Source organism: Rhodoferax sp. SPJ4, from assembly GCF_058216275.1.
Map to the genome: position 1 here is coordinate 46,295 of NZ_JBYZMN010000003.1, position 18,682 is coordinate 64,976.

An 18,682-nucleotide genomic window follows, 5' to 3' on the forward strand; every position below is an offset into this window, starting at 1 on the left:
CCGGGTTGAAACAACCCGGCGGTCCATTTATCGCTTGTCCAGACCGGCCGGGGGCCAGCTGTCGAGCTTCATGCCCAAGGTCAGGCCGCGCGAGGCGAGCACTTCCTTGATTTCGTTGAGCGACTTGCGACCCAGGTTGGGGGTCTTGAGCAGCTCGTTCTCGGTGCGCTGGATCAGGTCACCGATGTAATAGATGTTTTCGGCCTTCAGGCAGTTGGCCGAACGCACGGTCAGTTCCAACTCGTCCACCGGACGCAGCAGGATGGGGTCGAACTGCTGCGAGCTGCGCGGCGCCGGTGCATCGAAGGCGGCCAGTTCGCTGCCCTCCAGCTGAGCGAACACCGCCAGCTGTTCAACCAAAATCTTGGCCGAGGCACGGACCGCGTCTTCGGCGGTGATGGCACCGTTGGTCTCGATCTCGACCACCAGCTTGTCCAGGTCGGTGCGCTGCTCGACGCGGGCGCTTTCCACGGTGTAGCTGACACGCTTGACCGGGGAGAACGAAGCGTCCAGCACAATGCGGCCGATGGACTTGGTGGGCTCATCGCCATAACGGCGCATGGTGCCCGGCACGTAGCCACGGCCCTTTTCCACCTTGATCTGCATGTCCAGCTTGCCGCCGGCCGACAAATGGGCAATGACGTGGCCAGGGTTGATGATCTCGACGTCGTGTGGCGTCTGGATGTCAGCCGCTGTCACCACGCCTTCGCCGTCCTTGCGCAGGCTCAGCGTCACTTCATCACGGTTGTGGAGCTTGAAAACCACACCCTTGAGGTTCAACAGGATGTTGACCACATCTTCTTGCACGCCGTCGATCGACGAGTACTCATGGAGAACACCGGAAATGGTGACCTCGGTCGCCGCATAACCCACCATCGACGACAGCAACACCCGACGCAGGGCGTTGCCCAGCGTGTGGCCGTAGCCACGCTCGAATGGCTCCAGAGTGACTTTGGCATGGTTGGCCGCGATCTGCTCGACGTTGATGGTTTTGGGTTTCAGCAAATTGGTCTGCATTCAAACTTCCTCTCAATACCCCCGGCTCGTTACACCGGTAAGGCTGGTGAAGCGCCGGCCGCGTGCGCAGCCGGGACAAAAATTAACGCGAGTACAGTTCGACGATCAACGATTCGTTGACGTCGGAAGCGAATTCGTCGCGGTCGGGAACCTTCTTGAAGGTGCCTTCGGCCTTTTCCAGGCTGACTTCCACCCAGGCCGGGAAACCGACCTGCTGGGCCAGTTGCAGCGCTTCTTGAACGCGGCCCTGCTTCTTGGACTTTTCACGCACAGCCACCACGTCGCCGGTCTTGACCATGTAGGACGGGATGTTCACGCTTTGGCCGTTGACCGTCACACCTTTGTGCGAGACCAGCTGGCGCGCTTCGGCGCGGGTCGAGCCGAAGCCCATGCGATACACCACGTTGTCGAGACGGGACTCCAGCAGCGTCAGCAGGTTGGCGCCGGTGTTACCACGGCGACGGTCGGCTTCGGCAAAGTAGCGGCGGAACTGGCGCTCCAGCACGCCGTACATGCGCTTGACCTTCTGCTTTTCACGCAGCTGCAGACCGTAGTCGGAAGTGCGCTGACCCGAAGTGCGGCCATGCTGGCCGGGCTTGGAGTCAAACTTGGCCTTGTCGCCGATGGAGCGGCGGGCGCTCTTCAGGAACAGGTCTGTGCCTTCACGGCGAGAGAGTTTGGCCTTGGGGCCGAGGTAACGTGCCACGTGACTTTCCTTTTAAACATCTGCTGCAGCAATTCACTGCAGGAGCCTTCGGCGCGAAGCCTGTTGGCGGTGGGCTTGGGTTAGCGAAACTTCAAACGACAAGGGTGGCCGGCATCAACTGCCGGCCACCCGAATGCTCACAGCCTCAGATGCGACGACGCTTCTGGGGACGGCAACCGTTGTGCGGCACCGGCGTCACGTCGGCGATGACGTTGATGCGGATGCCCAGTGCGGCCAAAGCACGCACCGAGGACTCACGGCCAGGACCGGGGCCCTTGATCTCGACGTCCAGGTTCTTGATGCCCTGTTCGATCGCGGCGCGACCCGCCACTTCCGACGCCACCTGGGCTGCGAAAGGAGTCGATTTGCGCGAACCCTTGAAGCCCTGGCCACCGGACGACGCCCACGACAAGGCATTGCCCTGGCGGTCGGTGATGGTGATGATGGTGTTGTTGAAGGAGGCGTGCACGTGCGCGACGCCGTCGGCCACGTTCTTGCGAACCTTCTTGCGGACGCGCTGCGCAGCGCTGTTGGCGGGTGACTTAGCCATGGTGATCTTTCAGTTCCAATTATTTCTTCAGCGCCTGAGCCGCCTTGCGCGGACCCTTGCGGGTGCGGGCATTGGTGCGGGTGCGCTGGCCGCGCATCGGCAGGCCGCGACGGTGACGGAAACCGCGGTAGCAACCGATGTCCATCAAACGCTTGATGTTCATCGTGGTCTCGCGACGCAGGTCACCTTCGATGGTGATGGCGGCGATTTGGTCGCGGATTTTTTCGAGATCACCGTCCGTCAGGTCTTTGACCTTCTTGGAGTAGGCGATGTCGCATGCTTCGCAAATCTTGCGTGCACGGGTGCGGCCAATGCCAAAAATTGCGGTCAGCCCGATTTCAGCGTGCTTGTGCGGCGGAATGTTGATACCAGCGATACGTGCCATATACGTCCTCTAAAACTCGTGTCGATCAGCCCTGGCGCTGCTTGTGGCGCGGGTCTGTGCAGATCACGCGAACCACACCCTTGCGGCGGATGATCTTGCAGTTGCGGCAAATTTTCTTGACCGAAGCCGAAACTCTCATTTTTCTCTCTCCTTTGATTCCGAATCAACCATTGACTCGGAACAGACGCCAACCACTGGCGTGAAACACAATTTTCGTTGCGGCTGGCAGGTCATGAATGACCGCTCCACCGCACCGCCTGCCGTCAGCGTCCCGCCGACGTCTTGAAATTCGCCTTCTTCAGCAGCGAGTCGTACTGCTGCGACATCAGGTAGTTCTGCACCTGGGCCATGAAGTCCATGGTGACCACCACGATGATCAGCAACGAGGTGCCGCCAAAGTAGAAAGGCACGTTGTACTTCAGGATCAGGAACTCTGGCAGCAGGCAGACGAAGGTGATGTAAATCGCGCCCGCCAGCGTCAAACGCACCAGAATCTTGTCAATGTGCCGAGCCGTCTGATCACCCGGGCGAATGCCTGGAATGAAGGCGCCGCTCTTTTTCAGGTTGTCGGCCGTCTCACGGCTGTTGAACACCAGAGCGGTGTAGAAGAAGCAGAAGAACACGATGGCCGCAGCGTACAGCATCACGTAGACCGGCTGACCGGGCGACAGCGTGCTGGCGATGTCTTTCAGCCAACGCATCGAGTCACCGGAGCTGAACCAGCTCACCACGGTGGCCGGCAGCAGGATGATGGACGACGCGAAGATCGGCGGAATCACACCTGCCATGTTCAGCTTCAGCGGCAGGTGGGAGGACTGGCCGCCATACACCTTGTTGCCGACCTGACGCCGTGCATAGTTCACCAGAATCTTGCGCTGGCCGCGTTCCACGAAGACCACGAAGTACGTCACCAGACCCACCACCGCGACGATCACCAGGGCGATCAGGATGCTCATCGCACCGGTGCGCACCAGCTCCAGCAGACCACCGATGGAGGCCGGCAGACCGGCCGCAATGCCACCAAAGATCAGAATGGAGATGCCGTTGCCCAGACCACGCTCGGTGATCTGCTCACCCAGCCACATCAGGAACACCGTGCCGGCCGTCAGGCTGACCACCGCCGTCATGCGGAAACCAAAACCGGGATCAATCACCAGGCCTTGCGAACTTTCCAGCGCCACGGCAATGCCCAACGACTGGAACAAAGCCAAACCCAGCGTGCCGTAACGGGTGTACTGGGTGATCTTGCGACGCCCTGCCTCGCCTTCCTTCTTCATCTGCTCGAAGGTCGGCACGACGTAGGTCATCAATTGCATGATGATGGACGCCGAGATGTAAGGCATGATGCCCAGCGCAAACACGGTGAACCGTGACAGCGCGCCACCCGAGAACATGTTGAACAGGTTCAGGATGCCGCCCTGCTGGCCCTTGAACAGCTGCTGCAGCTGCACAGGGTCAATGCCAGGCACGGGAATGTGGGCACCAATGCGGTACACCACCAGCGCCAGCAACAGGAACACCAGCCGGCGACGCAGGTCGCCGTACTTGCCTGTCTTTGCGAGTTGCGCTGAGTTAGTGGCCACGGGTGATCGCCTTCAACACTCAGACCAGCGAGCCGCCAGCAGCTTCGATGGCAGCCTTGGCTGCCGCGGTGGCGCCAATGCCCTTCAGCTGGACGGCCACGGTGATTTCACCGGTCTTTATGATCTTGACCACCTTGGCCATCTGACCCACCAGGCCAGCGTGCTTCAACGTCAGCAGATCGACTTCGGCAGCGCCCAGCGCGCCCAAATCCGACAGCGTGACTTCGGCGTTGTACTTCAGCGTCTGCGACTTGAAGCCGCGCTTGGGCAGGCGACGCTGCATGGGCATTTGACCGCCTTCGAAGCCCACCTTGTGGTAGCCACCCGAACGCGATTTTTGACCCTTGTGGCCACGACCAGCGGTCTTGCCTAGGCCGGAGCCGATGCCGCGACCCACGCGACGCTTTGCATGCTTTGCGCCCGCTGCGGGCTTGATGTCATTGAGTTCCATCATCTACCTTCAGAGCACTTTGACCAGGTAACTGATCTTGTTGATCATGCCGCGCACGGCGGGCGTGTCTTCCAGCTCGCTTTGGCTGCCAAGCTTGCGCAGACCCAGACCGCGCACGGTGGCACGATGCGATTCCTTGCAACCGATGGGGCTGCGAACCAACTGGACCTTGACTGTTTGTGCTGTTGTCATTTTCTCAACTCCGCTCAGGCAAACAGGTCTTCGACCGTCTTGCCGCGTTTTGCCGCCACTTCGGAGGGCGTGGTCGAATGCTTCAGGGCGTCCAGCGTGGCACGCACCATGTTGTAGGGGTTGGACGAACCATGGCTCTTGGCCACGATGTCGGTGATGCCCATCACTTCGAAGACAGCGCGCATCGGGCCGCCGGCAATGATGCCGGTACCGCGGGGCGCCGGCGCCATCATGACCCAGGCGGCACCGTGGTGACCCATCACCTTGTGGTGAATGGAACCGTTCTTCAGCGACACCTTCTTCAGGTTACGACGGGCTTCTTCCATGGCCTTTTGAACGGCTGCCGGCACTTCTTTCGACTTGCCCTTGCCCATGCCCACGCGGCCATCGCCGTCACCGACCACGGTCAGTGCTGCGAAACCGAGAATACGACCACCCTTGACGACCTTGGTGACGCGGTTCACCGCAATCATCTTCTCCTTCAGGCCATCATCAGGAGTGTCGTTTTGCGCCTTAGCTTGAAATTTAGCCATTTTTGATTCCGATCCGCTTAGAACTGCAAGCCAGCTTCGCGTGCCGCGTCAGCCAGTGCCTTGACCCGGCCGTGGTAGGCAAAGCCCGCACGGTCAAAAGCCACTTTCTCAACGCCGGCCGCCTTGGCCTTTTCAGCAATGCGCTTGCCGATGGTTTCTGCGGCAGCGGTGTTGCCACCCTTGCCGGAAGCACCGAGGGTCTTGCGAATCTCGGCTTCGGCGGTGGAGGCCGTGGCCAGCACCTTGGTGCCGCAACCGGAAATCACCGTTGCATAGATGTGCAGGTTGGTGCGGTTCACCGTCAAGCGGGGCACACCCTGGTTCGCGATGCGAATGCGGGTTTGGCGCGCACGGCGCAGACGCTGCTCTTTCTTGGTCAACATCATGCAGCTCCTTATTTCTTCTTGGTCTCTTTGATCGTGATCTTCTCGTCCGCGTAGCGGATGCCCTTGCCCTTGTAGGGCTCGGGCGGACGAATCGCACGAATCTCGGCAGCGACCTGGCCCACACGTTGGCGGTCCGCACCCTTGATCACCACTTCGGTGGGGGTGGGCGTGGCCACGGTGATGCCTGCAGGCATGTCCTTGTTGACGGGGTGCGAATAGCCCACCGCCAGGTTCAGCTTGGCGCCTTGCGCCTGGGCTTTGTAGCCCACGCCGATCAGGGACAGCTTCTTTTCGAAGCCCTTGGTGACACCGACCACCATGTTGTTCACCAACTGGCGCATTGTGCCGCTCATGGCATCGGCTTCACGGGAGTCGTTGGCCGGGGCAAACGTCAGTTTGCCGGCTTCGCTCTTGACCGTGACCAGCGGGTTGCTGGCCAGGGACAGGGCGCCGTTGCTGCCCTTCACATTGATCTGGTCCTGGGCGATCGACACATCGACACCAGCAGGCACCAGCACGGGCATTTTTCCAACACGGGACATCTTAATTTCTCCTCGGTGCCGGGCTTAGGCCACGTAACACAGAACTTCACCACCGATGCCGGTGGCGCGGGCCTTGCGGTCCGTCATCACGCCCTGGGGCGTGGTCACGATGGCCACACCCAGGCCGTTCATCACGCTGGGGATGGCGTCGCGGCCTTTGTAAACACGCAGGCCAGGGCGGCTCACGCGCTCGATGCGCTCGATGACCGGGCGACCGGCGTAGTACTTCAGGGTGATTTCGAGGTTGGCCTTGCCGTCTTCGGTTTTCACCTGGAAGCTGTCAATGTAGCCCTCGTCTTTCAACACCTGGGCAATGGCCACCTTCACTTTGGAGGAAGGCACCGACACCGTGGCCTTGGCCACCATCTGCGCGTTGCGGATGCGGGTCAGCAAGTCGGCAATGGGATCACTCATGCTCATGTTTAATCTCTCCTGCCTGGCTTACCAACTGGCCTTGACGATGCCGGGGATGTCACCAGCAAAGGCCATTTCACGGATCTTGGCGCGAGCCAGACCGAATTGACGGAACGTGCCGCGGGGGCGACCCGTGATCTCGCAGCGGTTGCGCTGGCGAGTCGGGTTGGCGTTGCGCGGCAGAGCCTGCAGGCCCAGACGGGCGGCTGCGCGCTCTTCGTCAGAGCGCTTGGCATCGTTGGCGATGGCCTTCAGTTCGGCGTGTTTCTGTGCGTACTTCGCGACCAGCTTGTCACGCTTAAGTTCACGCTGGATAAGTGCTGCTTTTGCCACAGGTCACCTCAATTCTTGAACGGGAAACGGAAACCAGCGAGCAGCGCCTTGCACTCTTCGTCGGTCTTGGCCGTTGTGGTGATGCTGATGTTGAGGCCGCGCAGGGCGTCAACCTTGTCGTACTCGATCTCAGGGAAGATGATCTGTTCTTTGACGCCGATGTTGTAATTGCCACGGCCGTCGAACGCGCGACCCGAGATGCCGCGGAAATCGCGCACGCGGGGCAAAGCGATCGTCACGAAACGGTCGAGGAACTCGTACATCTTCACGCCACGCAGCGTGACCATGCAGCCAATCGGCAGGTCTTCGCGGATCTTGAAGCCGGCGATGGCCTTCTTGGCCTTGGTGACCACCGGCTTCTGGCCGGCAATCTTGGTCATGTCGCCGACGGCGTTGTCCATGACCTTCTTGTCAGCCACGGCCTCGCTCACACCCATGTTCAGGGTGATCTTGGTGATGCGGGGAACCTGCATCGGCGAGGTGTAACCGAACTTCTTCATCAGTTCGGGCGCGACGGTTTCGCGGTACTGCTGGAGGAAACGTGCCATGCTCATGCCACCTTGATTTCTTCGCCGCTGGACTTGTAAACGCGCACGCGTTTGCCGTCTGCAGTCAGTTTGATGCCCACGCGGTCAGCCTTGCCCGTGGCGGCATTGAAAATGGCCACGTTGGACTGGTGAATCGGCATGGTCTTCTCGATGATGCCGCCGGTGATGCCCTTCATGGGGTTGGGCTTGGCGTGCTTCTTCACCAGGTTGACACCGTCAACCACGATGTAGGAATCGTCAGCGCGCAACGACACTTTGCCGCGCTTGCCCTTGTCGCGCCCTGCGAGCACGATGACTTCGTCGCCTTTGCGAATCTTGTTCATGACAGGTCCTTACAGAACTTCGGGCGCCAGCGACACGATCTTCATGAACTTCTCGGTGCGCAGTTCGCGCGTGACCGGTCCGAAGATGCGGGTGCCGATGGGCTCCAGCTTGGCGTTGAGCAGCACAGCGGCGTTGCCGTCAAACTTGACGAGCGAGCCATCGGCGCGACGGATGCCCTTGGCGGTGCGAACCACCACGGCACTGTAGATTTCGCCTTTTTTGACGCGGCCACGCGGTGCAGCTTCTTTGATGCTGACTTTGATGACATCGCCGACGCTGGCGTAGCGACGCTTGGAGCCGCCGAGCACCTTGATGCACAACACCGACTTCGCGCCGGTGTTGTCGGCAACGTCTAACCGAGATTCAGTTTGGATCATTTCTTTATTCCCAACTTGCACCACTGACAAGCCCGCTTGGCGCGGCACCCCTCAGTGATCAGTCTTGGGCCCGTTGGACTCCCCCCGAACCACTCGGGAAGCGCCTTTTTAATGGGCAGACACTGCGCTTTTTCAAGCGAAGCCTGTGATTATGGCAACAAATTGGCGCTGCGTCAACAGCCTTGTCAGCAAAAACCCGCATCGGGGCCCGAAATCGGCAAGCGGTAGGTCTGCGCCAGCGCCAAAAAGGGCGCTGCATCCACGGCATGCCCCAGTTCTTCCGACATCAAGGCCGCCACCGGCGGCGCCAAGACCTGGGCCGCGCTGGCGTCCAGAAACAGCAACCGGCTGCGGCGGGCCAGCATGTCTTCCACCGTGCGGGCGTACTCATGGCGACAGGCAAAACGCACCATGGCCTCGGTCAGGCCATGGCCCAGCGACCGGTCGGCCCCGGGCAGGCAGGCCACGGCGGCCGCCTCACTGCCGTAGGCCGACAGTCCCGGCCCGGCAGAGGGCTGCGGCCTGACCATCTCCCCGATGGGCGCACCCACCAGCCGCAAGTGGGTGGTCACGCCACCGGCACGCTGGTCCAGCAGGCCGGCCTTAAAGCAGCGCGCCAGCACGTCCTCGGCCATGGCGCGGTAGGTGGTCCACTTGCCGCCGGTCACGCTGACCAGGCCACTGCGGCTGGTGCGCACCGTGTGTTCACGGCTGACCTGCGCGGTGGCCTCTTCCGCGTCGGCCGGCCGCACCAGCGGGCGCAGGCCGACCCAGACGCTCTTCACATCAGCCCGGGTGGGCGCCCGGCGCAGCACCCGCCCGGCTTCACGCAGGATGAACGCCATTTCCTCCTCGTGTGCCTGCGGCTCGCGTGGCGCGTCGCTGCGCGGCGTGTCGGTGGTGCCCAGGATCAGCTGGCCCAGCCAGGGCACGGCAAACAGCACCCGGCCGTCAGCGGTTTTGGGCACCAGCAAAGCGTGGTCGCCGGGCAGAAAGTCGGCATCCACCACCAGGTGCACGCCCTGGCTGGGTGCCACCATGGGCCGGGACTGGGGGGCATCCTGCTGCCGCAGCGCATCAACCCAGACCCCGGTGGCGTTGACCACACAGCGCGCCTGCACCGGGTGTTCCAGCCCGGTTTCGGCGTCCTGGCAGACCAGCCCGGCCACCTGCTCACCTTCGTGCAGCAAACGGGTCACGGCACAGTGGTTCAGCAGCAGCGCGCCCTGGGCGGCGGCGGTGCGGGCCAGCGCCAGCGCCAGCCGGGCGTCGTCGAACTGGCCGTCCCAGTACTTGACGCCACCGCGCAGGCCCTGGGGCTGGGCGCCGGGCACACAGGCCAGGGTTTCGCTGCGGCTCAAGAACTCGGTGCCGGCCAGCCCCACCGCCGCCGAGGCGCCGCCGGCCAGCGCGTCGTACAGCTTCAAGCCCGCGCCGTAGAACGGCTTTTCCCACCACCGGTAGCAGGGCATCACAAAGGCCAGCGGGTGCGCCAGGTGGGGCGCGTTGCGCAGCAGCGTGGCCCGCTCGTGCAAGGCCTCGTAGACCAGCGGCAAATGGCCCTGGGCCAGGTAGCGCACGCCGCCATGGACCAGCTTGGTCGAGCGCGACGAGGTGCCGCAGGCGAAGTCGTGTGACTCGAGCAACACCACCTTGAAGCCGCGGGCGGCCGCGTCCAGCGCCACCCCCAGGCCGGTGGCGCCGCCGCCCACCACCGCCAGGTCAAAACGGTCGCCGCGGGCCAGCCGGGCGATCAGCTCGGCACGCCGGGTGGGCAGCGGGGCGGGGACGTCCATGCTCAGGCGGGCCGGGCCCAGCCGCGCGACCGCTCCACCGCCTCGCGCCAGCGGGCCCGCTTGGCCTGCCGCGCTGCCTCGCCGCCCTGCGGCTCAAAACGCCGTGGCCCCGAGCCAGCGGGTGCGGACAGGGCCGGCGCCTGGTCGGCCAGGCCCAGCATCTCGTCCACGCCAGCCCACAGCCCGCTGGCCAGGCCGGCCAGCCGGGCCGCCCCCAGCGCGGTGGTCTCGGTCACCGCCGGCCGCACCACGGCCACACCCAGAAAGTCGGCCTGCATCTGCATCAGCAGGTTGTTGCGGCTGGCGCCGCCGTCCACCCGCAGCTCGGCCAGCGGCAGGCCGGCGTCGCGCGCCATCGCGTCGAACACGTCGGCGCTCTGCAGCGCAATGGCCTCCAGCGCGGCCCGGGCCAGCTGGGCCTGGCCGGTGCCGCGGGTCATGCCCACCAACGTGCCGCGCGCATGGCCGTCCCAATAGGGGGTGCCCAGGCCGGTGAAGGCCGGCACCAGGTAGCAGTCGCCGCTGTCGGGCACGCTGGCGGCCAGCGGCTCGATCTCGTCGGCCGAGCGCACCAACTGCAGGCCGTCGCGCAGCCACTGCACGGTGGCGCCGCCCATGAACACGCTCCCCTCCAAACAGTAGGCCGTGGCATGGCCAGGCAGTGCCGCGTCAGCAGGCCCCTGCCAGCCCACGGTGGTCAGCAGCTGGTTGTGGCTGGCCACCGCCGCGGTGCCGGTGTTCATCAGCATGAAGCAGCCGGTGCCATAGGTGTTCTTGGCCATGCCGGGCGCGAAACAACCCTGGCCAAAGGTGGCGGCCTGCTGGTCGCCGGCCAGGCCTGCGATGGGAATGGCCTGGCCCAGCCACTGCGGGTCGGTCTCGCCCAACACACCGCTGGACGGCACCACCCGCGGCAGCAGGCTGGCCGGGATGTTGAACAGCTTCAGCAGGGCCGCGTCCCACCGCAGCGTGTGGATGTTGAACAGCAGGGTGCGCGAGGCGTTGCTGGCGTCGGTGGCATGGACACGGCCGCTGGTGAGCTGCCAGACCAGCCAGCTGTCCACCGTGCCAAAGGCCAGCTCGCCGCGTTCGGCCCGGGCCCGCGCACCGGGCACATGGTCCAGCAACCACTGCAATTTGGTGCCAGAGAAATAGGCATCCATCACCAGCCCGGTTTTTTGCTGCACCCGCCTGGCGTGGCCGGCGGCGCGCAACTGGTCGCAGCGGGCTGCGGTACGGCGGTCCTGCCAGACGATGGCGGGGGCCACCGGCTGGCCGGTGGCACGGTCCCACAGCACCGTGGTTTCGCGCTGGTTGGTGATGCCGATGGCGCGGATGGCCACCGCCCCACCCTGGGCCTGCTGGGCTTTCTGGATGCACGCCCGGGCCACCGCCAGCTGCGAGGCCCAGATGGCCAGCGCGTCATGCTCCACCCAGCCGGGCTGCGGAAAACCCTGGGCAAACTCCTGCTGGGCCATGGCCACCACCTGGCCATGGCGGTCGAACAGCATGGCCCGCGAACTGGTGGTGCCCTGGTCAAGCGCGAGGATCAAAGCCATGGCGCCTAGCGTAGCGCATTGCCGCCAGCACCACCCCGGTAAAACCACCGCGCCAGGCGGCGACAATCCAGTTTTTTCACCCTCACCCGCACCATGAGCCCCACACCCGCCCTGCAGCAGCAACGCATCGCCTTCATCGGCGGCGGCAACATGGCCAGCGCCATCATCGGCGGCCTGGTCAAACAAGGCCTGCCGGCCGGCCAAATCACGGTGGTGGAGCCGCTGGCCGAGGCCCGCGAGCGCCTGGCCGCGCTGGGCGTGGACGTGCATGCCGCCCCCGGCGCCGCGCTGGCCAACGCCAGCCTGGTGATCTGGGCGGTGAAGCCACAAAGCTTTGCCGAGGCCGCCGGCCAGGCCCGCGACCACACCGGGCGGGCGCTGCACCTGAGCGTGGCCGCCGGCATCCGCTCCGACAGCATCGCCCGCTGGCTGGGCAGCGAACGGGTGGTGCGCTCCATGCCCAACACGCCGGCCCTGGTGGGCCAGGGCATCACCGGCCTGTTTGCCCGCGCCGCGGTCAGCGAAGCCGACCGGCAGCTGGTGGCCTCGGTGATTGCCACCACCGGCCAGCACCTGTGGGTGGCGCAGGAGGAGCAACTGGACGCGGTGACCGCGTTGTCCGGCTCCGGCCCGGCCTATGTGTTCTATTTCATCGAGGCCATGACCCAGGCCGGCACCGACATGGGCCTGGGCCCGGACCAGGCCCAGCAGCTGGCGGTGGCAACCTTTGTCGGCGCCAGTGCGCTGGCCCAGGCCTCGGACGAGCCGCCGGCGGTGCTGCGCCAGCGCGTCACCTCCAAGGGCGGCACCACACACGCCGCGCTGACGGCGATGGAAAACGCCCACATGAAAACGCAGTTCATCGCCGCGATGCAGGCCGCCCGCGAGCGCGCCAGCGAATTGGGTGACGAATTTGGCAAGTCCTGAGGTGCCGATGCGGCACAATCAAATTGCCGTGCGCCCCGGGCGGGCGGCCCCTGTTTTTCAACGATTTCCGAACACCATGAAAAAAATCCTGACCGCGCTGATCAGCGCCGCCTTCATCGCCCTGCCCCTGGCGGTTGTGTCCACTCCGGCCGCCGCCAAAACCAGCACGGCCAAGAAGCACAAAAAGGCCAAGGCCAGCAAGACCAAGGCCAAAAAGGCACATGCGTCTTCGGTTTACTGAGCGCCGACCGCGCCCACAGGAAAAGCCGCCTCAGGGCGGTTTTTTCATGGCTCAGCGCAGCGCGTAGCCGGCGGCGATGCCCACAAACACCGTGGCACCCAGCCAGTGGTTGAGCCGGAAGGCGCGGAAACAGCCGTCGCGGGTGCGGCCACGGATCAGGCTGAAATGCCACAGCGCCTGGGCCGCCGCCGCGGCGATGGCCAACAGAAACACCCCGTGCCCCACCGGGTGGGCCAACGCCAGGGCCCAGAAAGACAGGAACAGGCCGTAGCACAGCATCACCACCGGCACATCCAGCCGGCCCAAGGTGATGGCCGAGGTCTGGATGCCGATCTTCAGGTCGTCGTCGCGGTCCACCATGGCGTACTCGGTGTCGTAGGCCAGCACCCAGAACAGGTTACCCAGCAGCATCAGCCAGGCCACCAGCGGCACCGGGGCGAACAGGGACGACAGGCTGTCCAGCGGCCCGGCCCGCACCGCGGTGAAGGCCATGGGCATGCCGACGCTGAAAGCCACTCCCAGCACCGCCTGCGGCATGGACACCACGCGTTTGGCATAGGGGTAGAGCAGCGTGATGGCCAGCGCGGCGAAGGACCAGGCCACCGTCACCGCGTTGGTGGTCAGCACCAGGCCAAAAGCCAGCAGTGCCAGCACCGCACCCACCGCCAGCGCCTCCTTCACCGGCAGCGCGCCCGAGGTCACCGGCCGCGCCGCCGTGCGTTTGACATGCTTGTCGAACTCACGGTCGGCCACGTCGTTGATGCAGCAGCCGGCGCTGCGCATCAGGATGGTGCCCAACGTGAACACCACCAGCAGATGCCAGCCGGGGAAACCGCCGGCCGCCACCCACAGCGCACTGAGCGTGGGCCACAGCAGCAGCAGCCAGCCGGCCGGCCGGTCCCAGCGGATCAACTGCAACCAGAGCGAGAAGCGCGAAGGCATGGTGGTGAATCGACGAAAGAGGATGGACATCAAAGACACCGCGGATCCGGCGTCGCCGGTCCGCCAGTGTTGTCCCCTTGACGGGGTGGCGCGAAGCGTCTCAGGGGGTTCAGTCTTCGAGCAGCGAGCGCAGCATCCAGGCGGTCTGCTCGTGCACCGTCAGTCGCTGGGTCAGCAGGTCGGCCGTGGGCTCGTCCCCCACCTTGTCGGCCAGCGGGAACAGTGCGCGGGCGGTGCGCGCCACCGCCTCATGGCCTTGCACCAGGATGCGCACCATCTCCAGTGCCTTGGGCGGAACCACCGGCGCGTCGGGCACCGAGGCCAGCTTGGCGAACTGGGCATACGAGCCGGGCGCTGGATGGCCCAGCGAACGGATGCGTTCGGCTACCGGGTCGACCGCGTTCCACAGCTCGGTGTACTGCGCCATGAACATGGTGTGCAAGGTGTTGAACATCGGCCCGGTCACATTCCAGTGAAAGTTGTGGGTGGTCAGGTACAGCGTGTAGGTGTCGGCCAGCAGGTGACTCAGTCCCTTGGCGATGCCGGCGCGGTCTTTCTCGCCGATGCCGATGTTGATGGGCGGCGCGCCGGCCGGTGCGGCGGCGGTGGTTTTGGGGGTGCTTTTGGCCATGGGTTTCTCCTCAACAGGCAAACAAAAAAGAAGGCATCAGGACAGCCGCTTCACGCCGGTCAGCGGGCAGGCGTAGACGGCGTTGCGCAGCGCGGCGATCGCCTCGTAGCGGGTGAAGCTGCGCCGCCACACCAGCACCACACGCCGGGTGGGTGGGTCGCCGTCGAACGGCAGGTAGGTGATGTGGCCGTGGTCAGTGGCTTTTTTTCGCTTGGCTTGGGCGCCCAGCGCACCGGCCGGCACGCCCAGCCGGGGCACCAGGGTCACCCCCATGCCGGCCGCCACCATGTGCTTGATGGTTTCCAGCGACGAGCCCTCAAAGCTGCGGCGTATGCCCTCGGCGTTGCTGGAGAAGCGGGCGAACTCCGGGCAGACCTCCAGCACATGGTCGCGGAAACAATGGCCGGCGCCCAGCAGCAGCATGGTTTCGCTTTTCAGCTGCTCGGCAGTGATGTGGCTCTGGCTGGCCAGCGGGTGGTTGGCCGGCACGGCAGCCATGAAGGGCTCGTCGAACAGCGGCGCCACCGCCAACCCGGTGTCGGGAAAGGGCTCGGCCATGATGGCGGCGTCGATCTCGCCGGTGCGCAGCATCTCCAGCAACTTGACGGTGAAGTTTTCCTGCAGCATCAGCGGCATCTGCGGTGTGCGGGCAATCACCTGGTGCACCAGCGCCGGCAACAGGTAGGGCGCGATGGTGTAGATCACCCCCAGCCGGAGCGGGCCGGACAGCGGGTCCTTGCCGCGCTTGGCGATCTCCTTGATGTTGGCCGCCTGCTCCAGCACGCTCTGCGCCTGGCGCACGATCTCCTCGCCCAGCGGCGTGACGCTGACCTCGCTGGCGCTGCGCTCGAAGAGCTTGACGTCCAGCTCCTCCTCCAGCTTCTTGATCGCCACCGACAACGTGGGTTGGGAGACAAAGCAGGCCTCGGCGGCCTTGCCGAAATGCTTTTCCCTGGCGACAGCAACGATGTACTTGAGTTCAGTGAGTGTCATGGGGAAACCAAGGTCTGGGCGCCGTGGCCGATGCGGTGCGAATCATGGACGCTCAGGCTTTCAGGAACTCTGATTTTCCACCCAACCAGCGATCGACGTGTTGCTGGGCCAATGCGGGATGGCGGGCCAGCATCTGCGGCGCCAGTTCGCGCGCCCAGGCCAGCCAGTCGGCATCGGTCACCAGGTCGGCGAAACGCAGCAGCGGCGCCCCGGACTGGCGGGCGCCCAGAAACTCGCCGGGGCCGCGAATCTCCAGGTCGCGCCGGGCGATCTCAAAGCCGTCGGTGGTCTCCACCATGGCCTTGAGCCGGGCCCGTGCCGTCTCGCTGACGCGGCCACTCTCACCGGCCGCGTACAGCAGCACACAGGCCGAGGCCGCTGCGCCCCGCCCGACCCGGCCGCGCAGCTGGTGCAGCTGGCCCAGGCCAAAGCGCTCGGCATGGTCAATCACCATCAGCGAGGCGTTGGGCACGTCCACCCCGACCTCGATCACCGTGGTGCTGACCAGCACCCCCAGCGTGCCAGTGGTGAACAAGTCCATCACCGCCTTCTTCTCGGCGGGCGGCATGCGGGAGTGCAGCAGGCCCACGAGCACCCCGGGCAAAGATGCACTCAGTTCCGCGTGGGTTTCGGTGGCGTTGCTCAGGTCCAGCGCCTCGCTCTCCTCGATCAGCGGGCAGACCCAGTAGACCTGCCGGCCATCGGCCACCTGGGCCCGGATGCGGGCAATCACCTCGTCGCGCCGGCTGTCGGACACCACCTTGGTGACGATGGGCGTGCGGCCCGGCGGCAGCTCGTCGATGGTGGACACGTCGAGGTCGGCGTAGTAGCTCATGGCCAGCGTGCGCGGGATGGGTGTGGCGGTCATCATCAGCAGGTGCGGCTCAGAAACGGGCCCCCTCGCTCCGCCGCTGCGCGGGTCGCTGCCCCCCGAGGGGGCTGCATCGCCTTGGGACGGCCCAGCGGCGACGCCCTCCCCCCCCATCTTCGCGCGCAGTGCCAACCGCTGCGCCACACCGAAGCGGTGCTGCTCGTCGATCACCGCCAGCGCCAGCCGCTTGAACTGCACCTGCTCCTGGATCACCGCGTGGGTGCCCACCACCAGCGCCGCCTCGCCGCTGGCAATCAGGCCCAGCATCTCGGTGCGGGCCTTTTTCTTCTGACTGCCGGTGAGCCAGGCCACCCGCAGGCCGCGCGGCGCCAGCAGCGGCTCCAGCCAGTGGATCAGCTTGCGGAAATGCTGCTCGGCCAGGATTTCGGTGGGCGCCATCAGCGCGCATTGCCAGCCGGCGTCCATGGCCACCGCCGCGGCCAGCGCCGCCACCACCGTCTTGCCCGAGCCCACATCGCCCTGCAGCAGTCGGTGCATGGGCTGGGGCCGGGCCAGGTCCAGCGCGATCTCCTGGCCCACCCGCTGCTGGGCACCGGTCAGCGCAAACGGCAGGATCGCCAGCAGCTGGTCGCGCAAGCCCCCCGGGGTGACCACCAGCCGCGGCGCCCGCAGCGCGTCGCGGCCTTGGCGGGCCTGGCATTGGGACAGCTGCTGGGCCAGCAATTCCTCGGCCTTCAGCCGCAGCCAGGCCGGGTGGCTGTGGTCTTCCAGCGTGGCCAGTGCCACGTCGGGCGTGGGGTGGTGCAGAAAGGCCAGCGCCTCCCGCAAAGGCCAGGCCGGCCCAGGGCGGTTGTGGTCTGACATGCCGGGCGGAAAGGTCTCTGACAAATCGGCCCGGGCCAGGCCGGCCAGCACCGCCTTGCGCAGCCAGGGCTGGGGCAGGCCGGCCACCGTGGGGTAGACCGGCGTCAGCGCCTGGGGCAGCGGGCCGCTGGCGCTTTTGCAGGCCGGGTGCAGCATCTGGTGGCCGGCAAAACCACTTTTGAGTTCGCCACGGGCGCGGATGCGCTGGCCCACCGCCAGCGCCTTCTGCTGCGAGGGGTAGAAGTTGAAGAAGCGCAGCGTGCAGCTGTCGCTGCCGTCGTCCACCGTCACCACCAGCTGGCGGCGCGGCCGGTAGCTCACCTCGCAGGCCGTCACCGTGGCCTCGATCTGCACCGTCTGGCCATCAAAGGCGTCGCGCAACCGGGTGATACGGGTCTCGTCCTCGTAGCGCAGCGGCAGGTGCAGCGCCAGGTCGATGTCGCGCACCAGCCCCAGCTTGCGCAGGGCTTTTTGCTGGGGGCTGGCCGCCTCGCTCAAGCGGCGGTGGCGGCGCTGCCGCAGGCGTGGCAGAAGCGCGAGAACGCGTTCTTGCGGGTCTGGCAGCGGCCGCAGCGGTCAAACAGGCCGATGCCGCAATGCGGGCAGAAGTCGATGGCCGTGTCCTTCAGGTCCACCGGCCGTTCGCAGCCGGGGCAGACCGACTTGGCCAGCCGGGCCAGCGCGGTGTCGTAACTCAGTTCCTCGCGCCGCTGGGCGTCGGGCTTTTGTTCGGCCAGCTTTTGTTTTTCGAGGTAGCGGTTCAGTGCCACGATGGCGTAGCGGCCCACCAGCACCGTGACCACAATGCCCACCACATAGCGCACATAGCCGCCATAGCTGGGCAGGTAAGGCACCAGTTCGACAAAGAAGGTGAACAGCGCAAACAGGATGAAGCCCCAGACAAAAGGCCACCAGGTGCTGTGGCGCTTTTTCACGAACAGCCAGCCGGCCACGGCCAGCAGCGGCAGGGCCAGCGCCAGCCGGTACAGAAACACCCGCAGCTCCTGGCGGCGCTGGGCCTGTTGCCAGCCCGCCTGGCCGGCCTGCTCCAGCTCGACCAGGCGCTCGCGGGCCTTGGCTGCGCCCTGCCGAGCGTCCAGTTCGCGCTGCTGCTGGGCCTCGACCTGGGCCAGCGCCTGGCGCTCGGCGGCGCGCAGCTTGTCGAGCGCGGCGGTGCGGGTGACCAGTTCCGGGTCTTGCTCGGCCAGGCCGGTGGCGCGGCGGGTGGCCAGCCAGTTGCCGAAAGTCTCGCGTGCGGCGGCCGAGTCGGCCTGGGCCACCTTCAGCGCCAACCGGGTTTGCTCCAGCGTGTCGCGGGCGTCCTTCTCCACGCCGCTGGCCGCCTTGACCTGGGCCCGCGCCGCCGCGGTCTGGGCCGGGTCCATGAAATCCTCCAGCCTGAGCCGCTGCTCCACCTGCGGCAGGTCGCCCACCACGGTGCTGCCCAGGCCGATCAGAAAGCCGGCAAACACCAGCGCCACCGCCCACAGGCCGCGCCGGTACCACTGTTCCGACAGCCGCAGTGCCTTGCCCATTCCCGCCCCCTTTGTGTTGTA

General features: G+C 65.5%; 25 protein-coding genes. 2 read left to right on the forward strand and 23 right to left on the reverse strand.

The genetic code is table 11. The features are described 5' to 3' along the window. Positions 1 to 27: 27 nt before the first annotated feature. The 18 genes from AC4BAR_RS11370 to glpK form a co-directional block, all read right to left on the reverse strand. Positions 28 to 1,017: a DNA-directed RNA polymerase subunit alpha gene (locus AC4BAR_RS11370; protein ID WP_490627980.1), complete on the reverse strand. Its 990-nt coding sequence runs from the start codon at positions 1,015 to 1,017 to the stop codon at positions 28 to 30. A gap of 82 nt (positions 1,018 to 1,099) precedes the next feature. Beyond that, the gene (gene rpsD, locus AC4BAR_RS11375) at positions 1,100 to 1,723 is read right to left on the reverse strand and encodes a 30S ribosomal protein S4 (protein ID WP_490627981.1); all 624 of its coding nucleotides are present in this window, start codon (positions 1,721 to 1,723) and stop codon (positions 1,100 to 1,102) included. A gap of 145 nt (positions 1,724 to 1,868) precedes the next feature. Then, positions 1,869 to 2,273 carry a 30S ribosomal protein S11 gene (gene rpsK, locus AC4BAR_RS11380; protein WP_490627982.1) on the reverse strand — a complete coding sequence of 135 codons (405 nt, stop codon included), beginning with the start codon at positions 2,271 to 2,273 and terminating at the stop codon, positions 1,869 to 1,871. Between the two features lie 19 nt (positions 2,274 to 2,292). Further along, the gene (rpsM, locus tag AC4BAR_RS11385; RefSeq protein ID WP_490627983.1) at positions 2,293 to 2,658 is read right to left on the reverse strand and encodes a 30S ribosomal protein S13; all 366 of its coding nucleotides are present in this window, start codon (positions 2,656 to 2,658) and stop codon (positions 2,293 to 2,295) included. Positions 2,659 to 2,683: 25 nt separating this feature from the next. Further along, on the reverse strand, positions 2,684 to 2,797 hold the full coding sequence (gene rpmJ, locus AC4BAR_RS11390; RefSeq protein WP_011481465.1) for a 50S ribosomal protein L36: 114 nt from the start codon (positions 2,795 to 2,797) through the stop codon (positions 2,684 to 2,686). Positions 2,798 to 2,921: 124 nt separating this feature from the next. Further along, positions 2,922 to 4,241: a preprotein translocase subunit SecY gene (secY, locus tag AC4BAR_RS11395; RefSeq protein WP_490627984.1), complete on the reverse strand. Its 1,320-nt coding sequence runs from the start codon at positions 4,239 to 4,241 to the stop codon at positions 2,922 to 2,924. A gap of 19 nt (positions 4,242 to 4,260) precedes the next feature. Further along, on the reverse strand, positions 4,261 to 4,692 hold the full coding sequence (gene rplO / locus AC4BAR_RS11400) for a 50S ribosomal protein L15 (RefSeq protein ID WP_490627985.1): 432 nt from the start codon (positions 4,690 to 4,692) through the stop codon (positions 4,261 to 4,263). A 9-nt stretch (positions 4,693 to 4,701) separates the two neighbouring features. Continuing rightward, positions 4,702 to 4,884, reverse strand: coding sequence for a 50S ribosomal protein L30 (gene rpmD / locus AC4BAR_RS11405; RefSeq protein WP_490627986.1), 183 nt, complete (start codon positions 4,882 to 4,884; stop codon positions 4,702 to 4,704). A gap of 14 nt (positions 4,885 to 4,898) precedes the next feature. Next, complete coding sequence (gene rpsE / locus AC4BAR_RS11410; protein WP_490627987.1) at positions 4,899 to 5,417, reverse strand: 30S ribosomal protein S5; 519 nt, start codon at positions 5,415 to 5,417, stop codon at positions 4,899 to 4,901. 17 nt (positions 5,418 to 5,434) lie between these two features. Next, positions 5,435 to 5,800, reverse strand: a complete 366-nt coding sequence (gene rplR, locus AC4BAR_RS11415) for a 50S ribosomal protein L18 (RefSeq protein WP_490627988.1) — start codon at positions 5,798 to 5,800, stop codon at positions 5,435 to 5,437. 11 nt (positions 5,801 to 5,811) lie between these two features. After that, complete coding sequence (gene rplF / locus AC4BAR_RS11420; protein WP_490627989.1) at positions 5,812 to 6,345, reverse strand: 50S ribosomal protein L6; 534 nt, start codon at positions 6,343 to 6,345, stop codon at positions 5,812 to 5,814. Positions 6,346 to 6,369: 24 nt separating this feature from the next. After that, a complete protein-coding gene (gene rpsH / locus AC4BAR_RS11425) occupies positions 6,370 to 6,765 on the reverse strand; it encodes a 30S ribosomal protein S8 (RefSeq protein ID WP_490627990.1) in 396 nt (131 codons plus the stop codon). A 21-nt stretch (positions 6,766 to 6,786) separates the two neighbouring features. After that, positions 6,787 to 7,092, reverse strand: coding sequence for a 30S ribosomal protein S14 (rpsN, locus tag AC4BAR_RS11430; RefSeq protein WP_490627991.1), 306 nt, complete (start codon positions 7,090 to 7,092; stop codon positions 6,787 to 6,789). 8 nt (positions 7,093 to 7,100) lie between these two features. Then, on the reverse strand, positions 7,101 to 7,646 hold the full coding sequence (rplE, locus tag AC4BAR_RS11435) for a 50S ribosomal protein L5 (protein WP_490627992.1): 546 nt from the start codon (positions 7,644 to 7,646) through the stop codon (positions 7,101 to 7,103). Next, positions 7,643 to 7,963 carry a 50S ribosomal protein L24 gene (rplX, locus tag AC4BAR_RS11440; protein ID WP_490627993.1) on the reverse strand — a complete coding sequence of 107 codons (321 nt, stop codon included), beginning with the start codon at positions 7,961 to 7,963 and terminating at the stop codon, positions 7,643 to 7,645. The genes rplE and rplX overlap by 4 nt, the downstream gene beginning before the upstream one ends. A 9-nt stretch (positions 7,964 to 7,972) precedes the next feature. Beyond that, positions 7,973 to 8,341 carry a 50S ribosomal protein L14 gene (gene rplN / locus AC4BAR_RS11445; protein ID WP_068674584.1) on the reverse strand — a complete coding sequence of 123 codons (369 nt, stop codon included), beginning with the start codon at positions 8,339 to 8,341 and terminating at the stop codon, positions 7,973 to 7,975. A gap of 185 nt (positions 8,342 to 8,526) precedes the next feature. Then, the gene (locus AC4BAR_RS11450) at positions 8,527 to 10,137 is read right to left on the reverse strand and encodes a glycerol-3-phosphate dehydrogenase/oxidase (RefSeq protein ID WP_490627994.1); all 1,611 of its coding nucleotides are present in this window, start codon (positions 10,135 to 10,137) and stop codon (positions 8,527 to 8,529) included. Between the two features lie 2 nt (positions 10,138 to 10,139). Beyond that, entirely contained in the window at positions 10,140 to 11,696 is a 1,557-nt protein-coding gene (gene glpK / locus AC4BAR_RS11455) for a glycerol kinase GlpK (protein ID WP_490627995.1), read from the reverse strand. 93 nt (positions 11,697 to 11,789) lie between these two features. On the opposite strand from glpK, the gene proC reads away from it, so the two are divergent. Both proC and AC4BAR_RS11465 read left to right on the forward strand, forming a co-directional pair. Further along, the gene (proC, locus tag AC4BAR_RS11460) at positions 11,790 to 12,623 is read left to right on the forward strand and encodes a pyrroline-5-carboxylate reductase (protein ID WP_490627996.1); all 834 of its coding nucleotides are present in this window, start codon (positions 11,790 to 11,792) and stop codon (positions 12,621 to 12,623) included. Between the two features lies 1 nt (position 12,624). Next, the gene (locus AC4BAR_RS11465) at positions 12,625 to 12,864 is read left to right on the forward strand and encodes a hypothetical protein (RefSeq protein WP_490627997.1); all 240 of its coding nucleotides are present in this window, start codon (positions 12,625 to 12,627) and stop codon (positions 12,862 to 12,864) included. 51 nt (positions 12,865 to 12,915) lie between these two features. On the opposite strand, the gene ubiA is transcribed toward AC4BAR_RS11465, so the two are convergent. The 5 genes from ubiA to AC4BAR_RS11490 all read right to left on the reverse strand — a co-directional run bounded on the left by ubiA (position 12,916) and on the right by AC4BAR_RS11490 (position 18,661). Beyond that, a complete protein-coding gene (gene ubiA / locus AC4BAR_RS11470) occupies positions 12,916 to 13,806 on the reverse strand; it encodes a 4-hydroxybenzoate octaprenyltransferase (RefSeq protein WP_490627998.1) in 891 nt (296 codons plus the stop codon). Positions 13,807 to 13,915: 109 nt separating this feature from the next. Then, complete coding sequence (locus AC4BAR_RS11475) at positions 13,916 to 14,437, reverse strand: Dps family protein (protein ID WP_490627999.1); 522 nt, start codon at positions 14,435 to 14,437, stop codon at positions 13,916 to 13,918. Positions 14,438 to 14,473: 36 nt separating this feature from the next. Continuing rightward, the gene (locus AC4BAR_RS11480; protein ID WP_490628000.1) at positions 14,474 to 15,430 is read right to left on the reverse strand and encodes a hydrogen peroxide-inducible genes activator; all 957 of its coding nucleotides are present in this window, start codon (positions 15,428 to 15,430) and stop codon (positions 14,474 to 14,476) included. Between the two features lie 52 nt (positions 15,431 to 15,482). Continuing rightward, positions 15,483 to 17,624, reverse strand: a complete 2,142-nt coding sequence (gene recG, locus AC4BAR_RS11485; protein WP_490628001.1) for an ATP-dependent DNA helicase RecG — start codon at positions 17,622 to 17,624, stop codon at positions 15,483 to 15,485. Beyond that, positions 17,621 to 18,661 carry a serine endopeptidase gene (locus AC4BAR_RS11490; protein WP_490628002.1) on the reverse strand — a complete coding sequence of 347 codons (1,041 nt, stop codon included), beginning with the start codon at positions 18,659 to 18,661 and terminating at the stop codon, positions 17,621 to 17,623. The genes recG and AC4BAR_RS11490 overlap by 4 nt, the downstream gene beginning before the upstream one ends. Positions 18,662 to 18,682 lie beyond the last annotated feature (21 nt).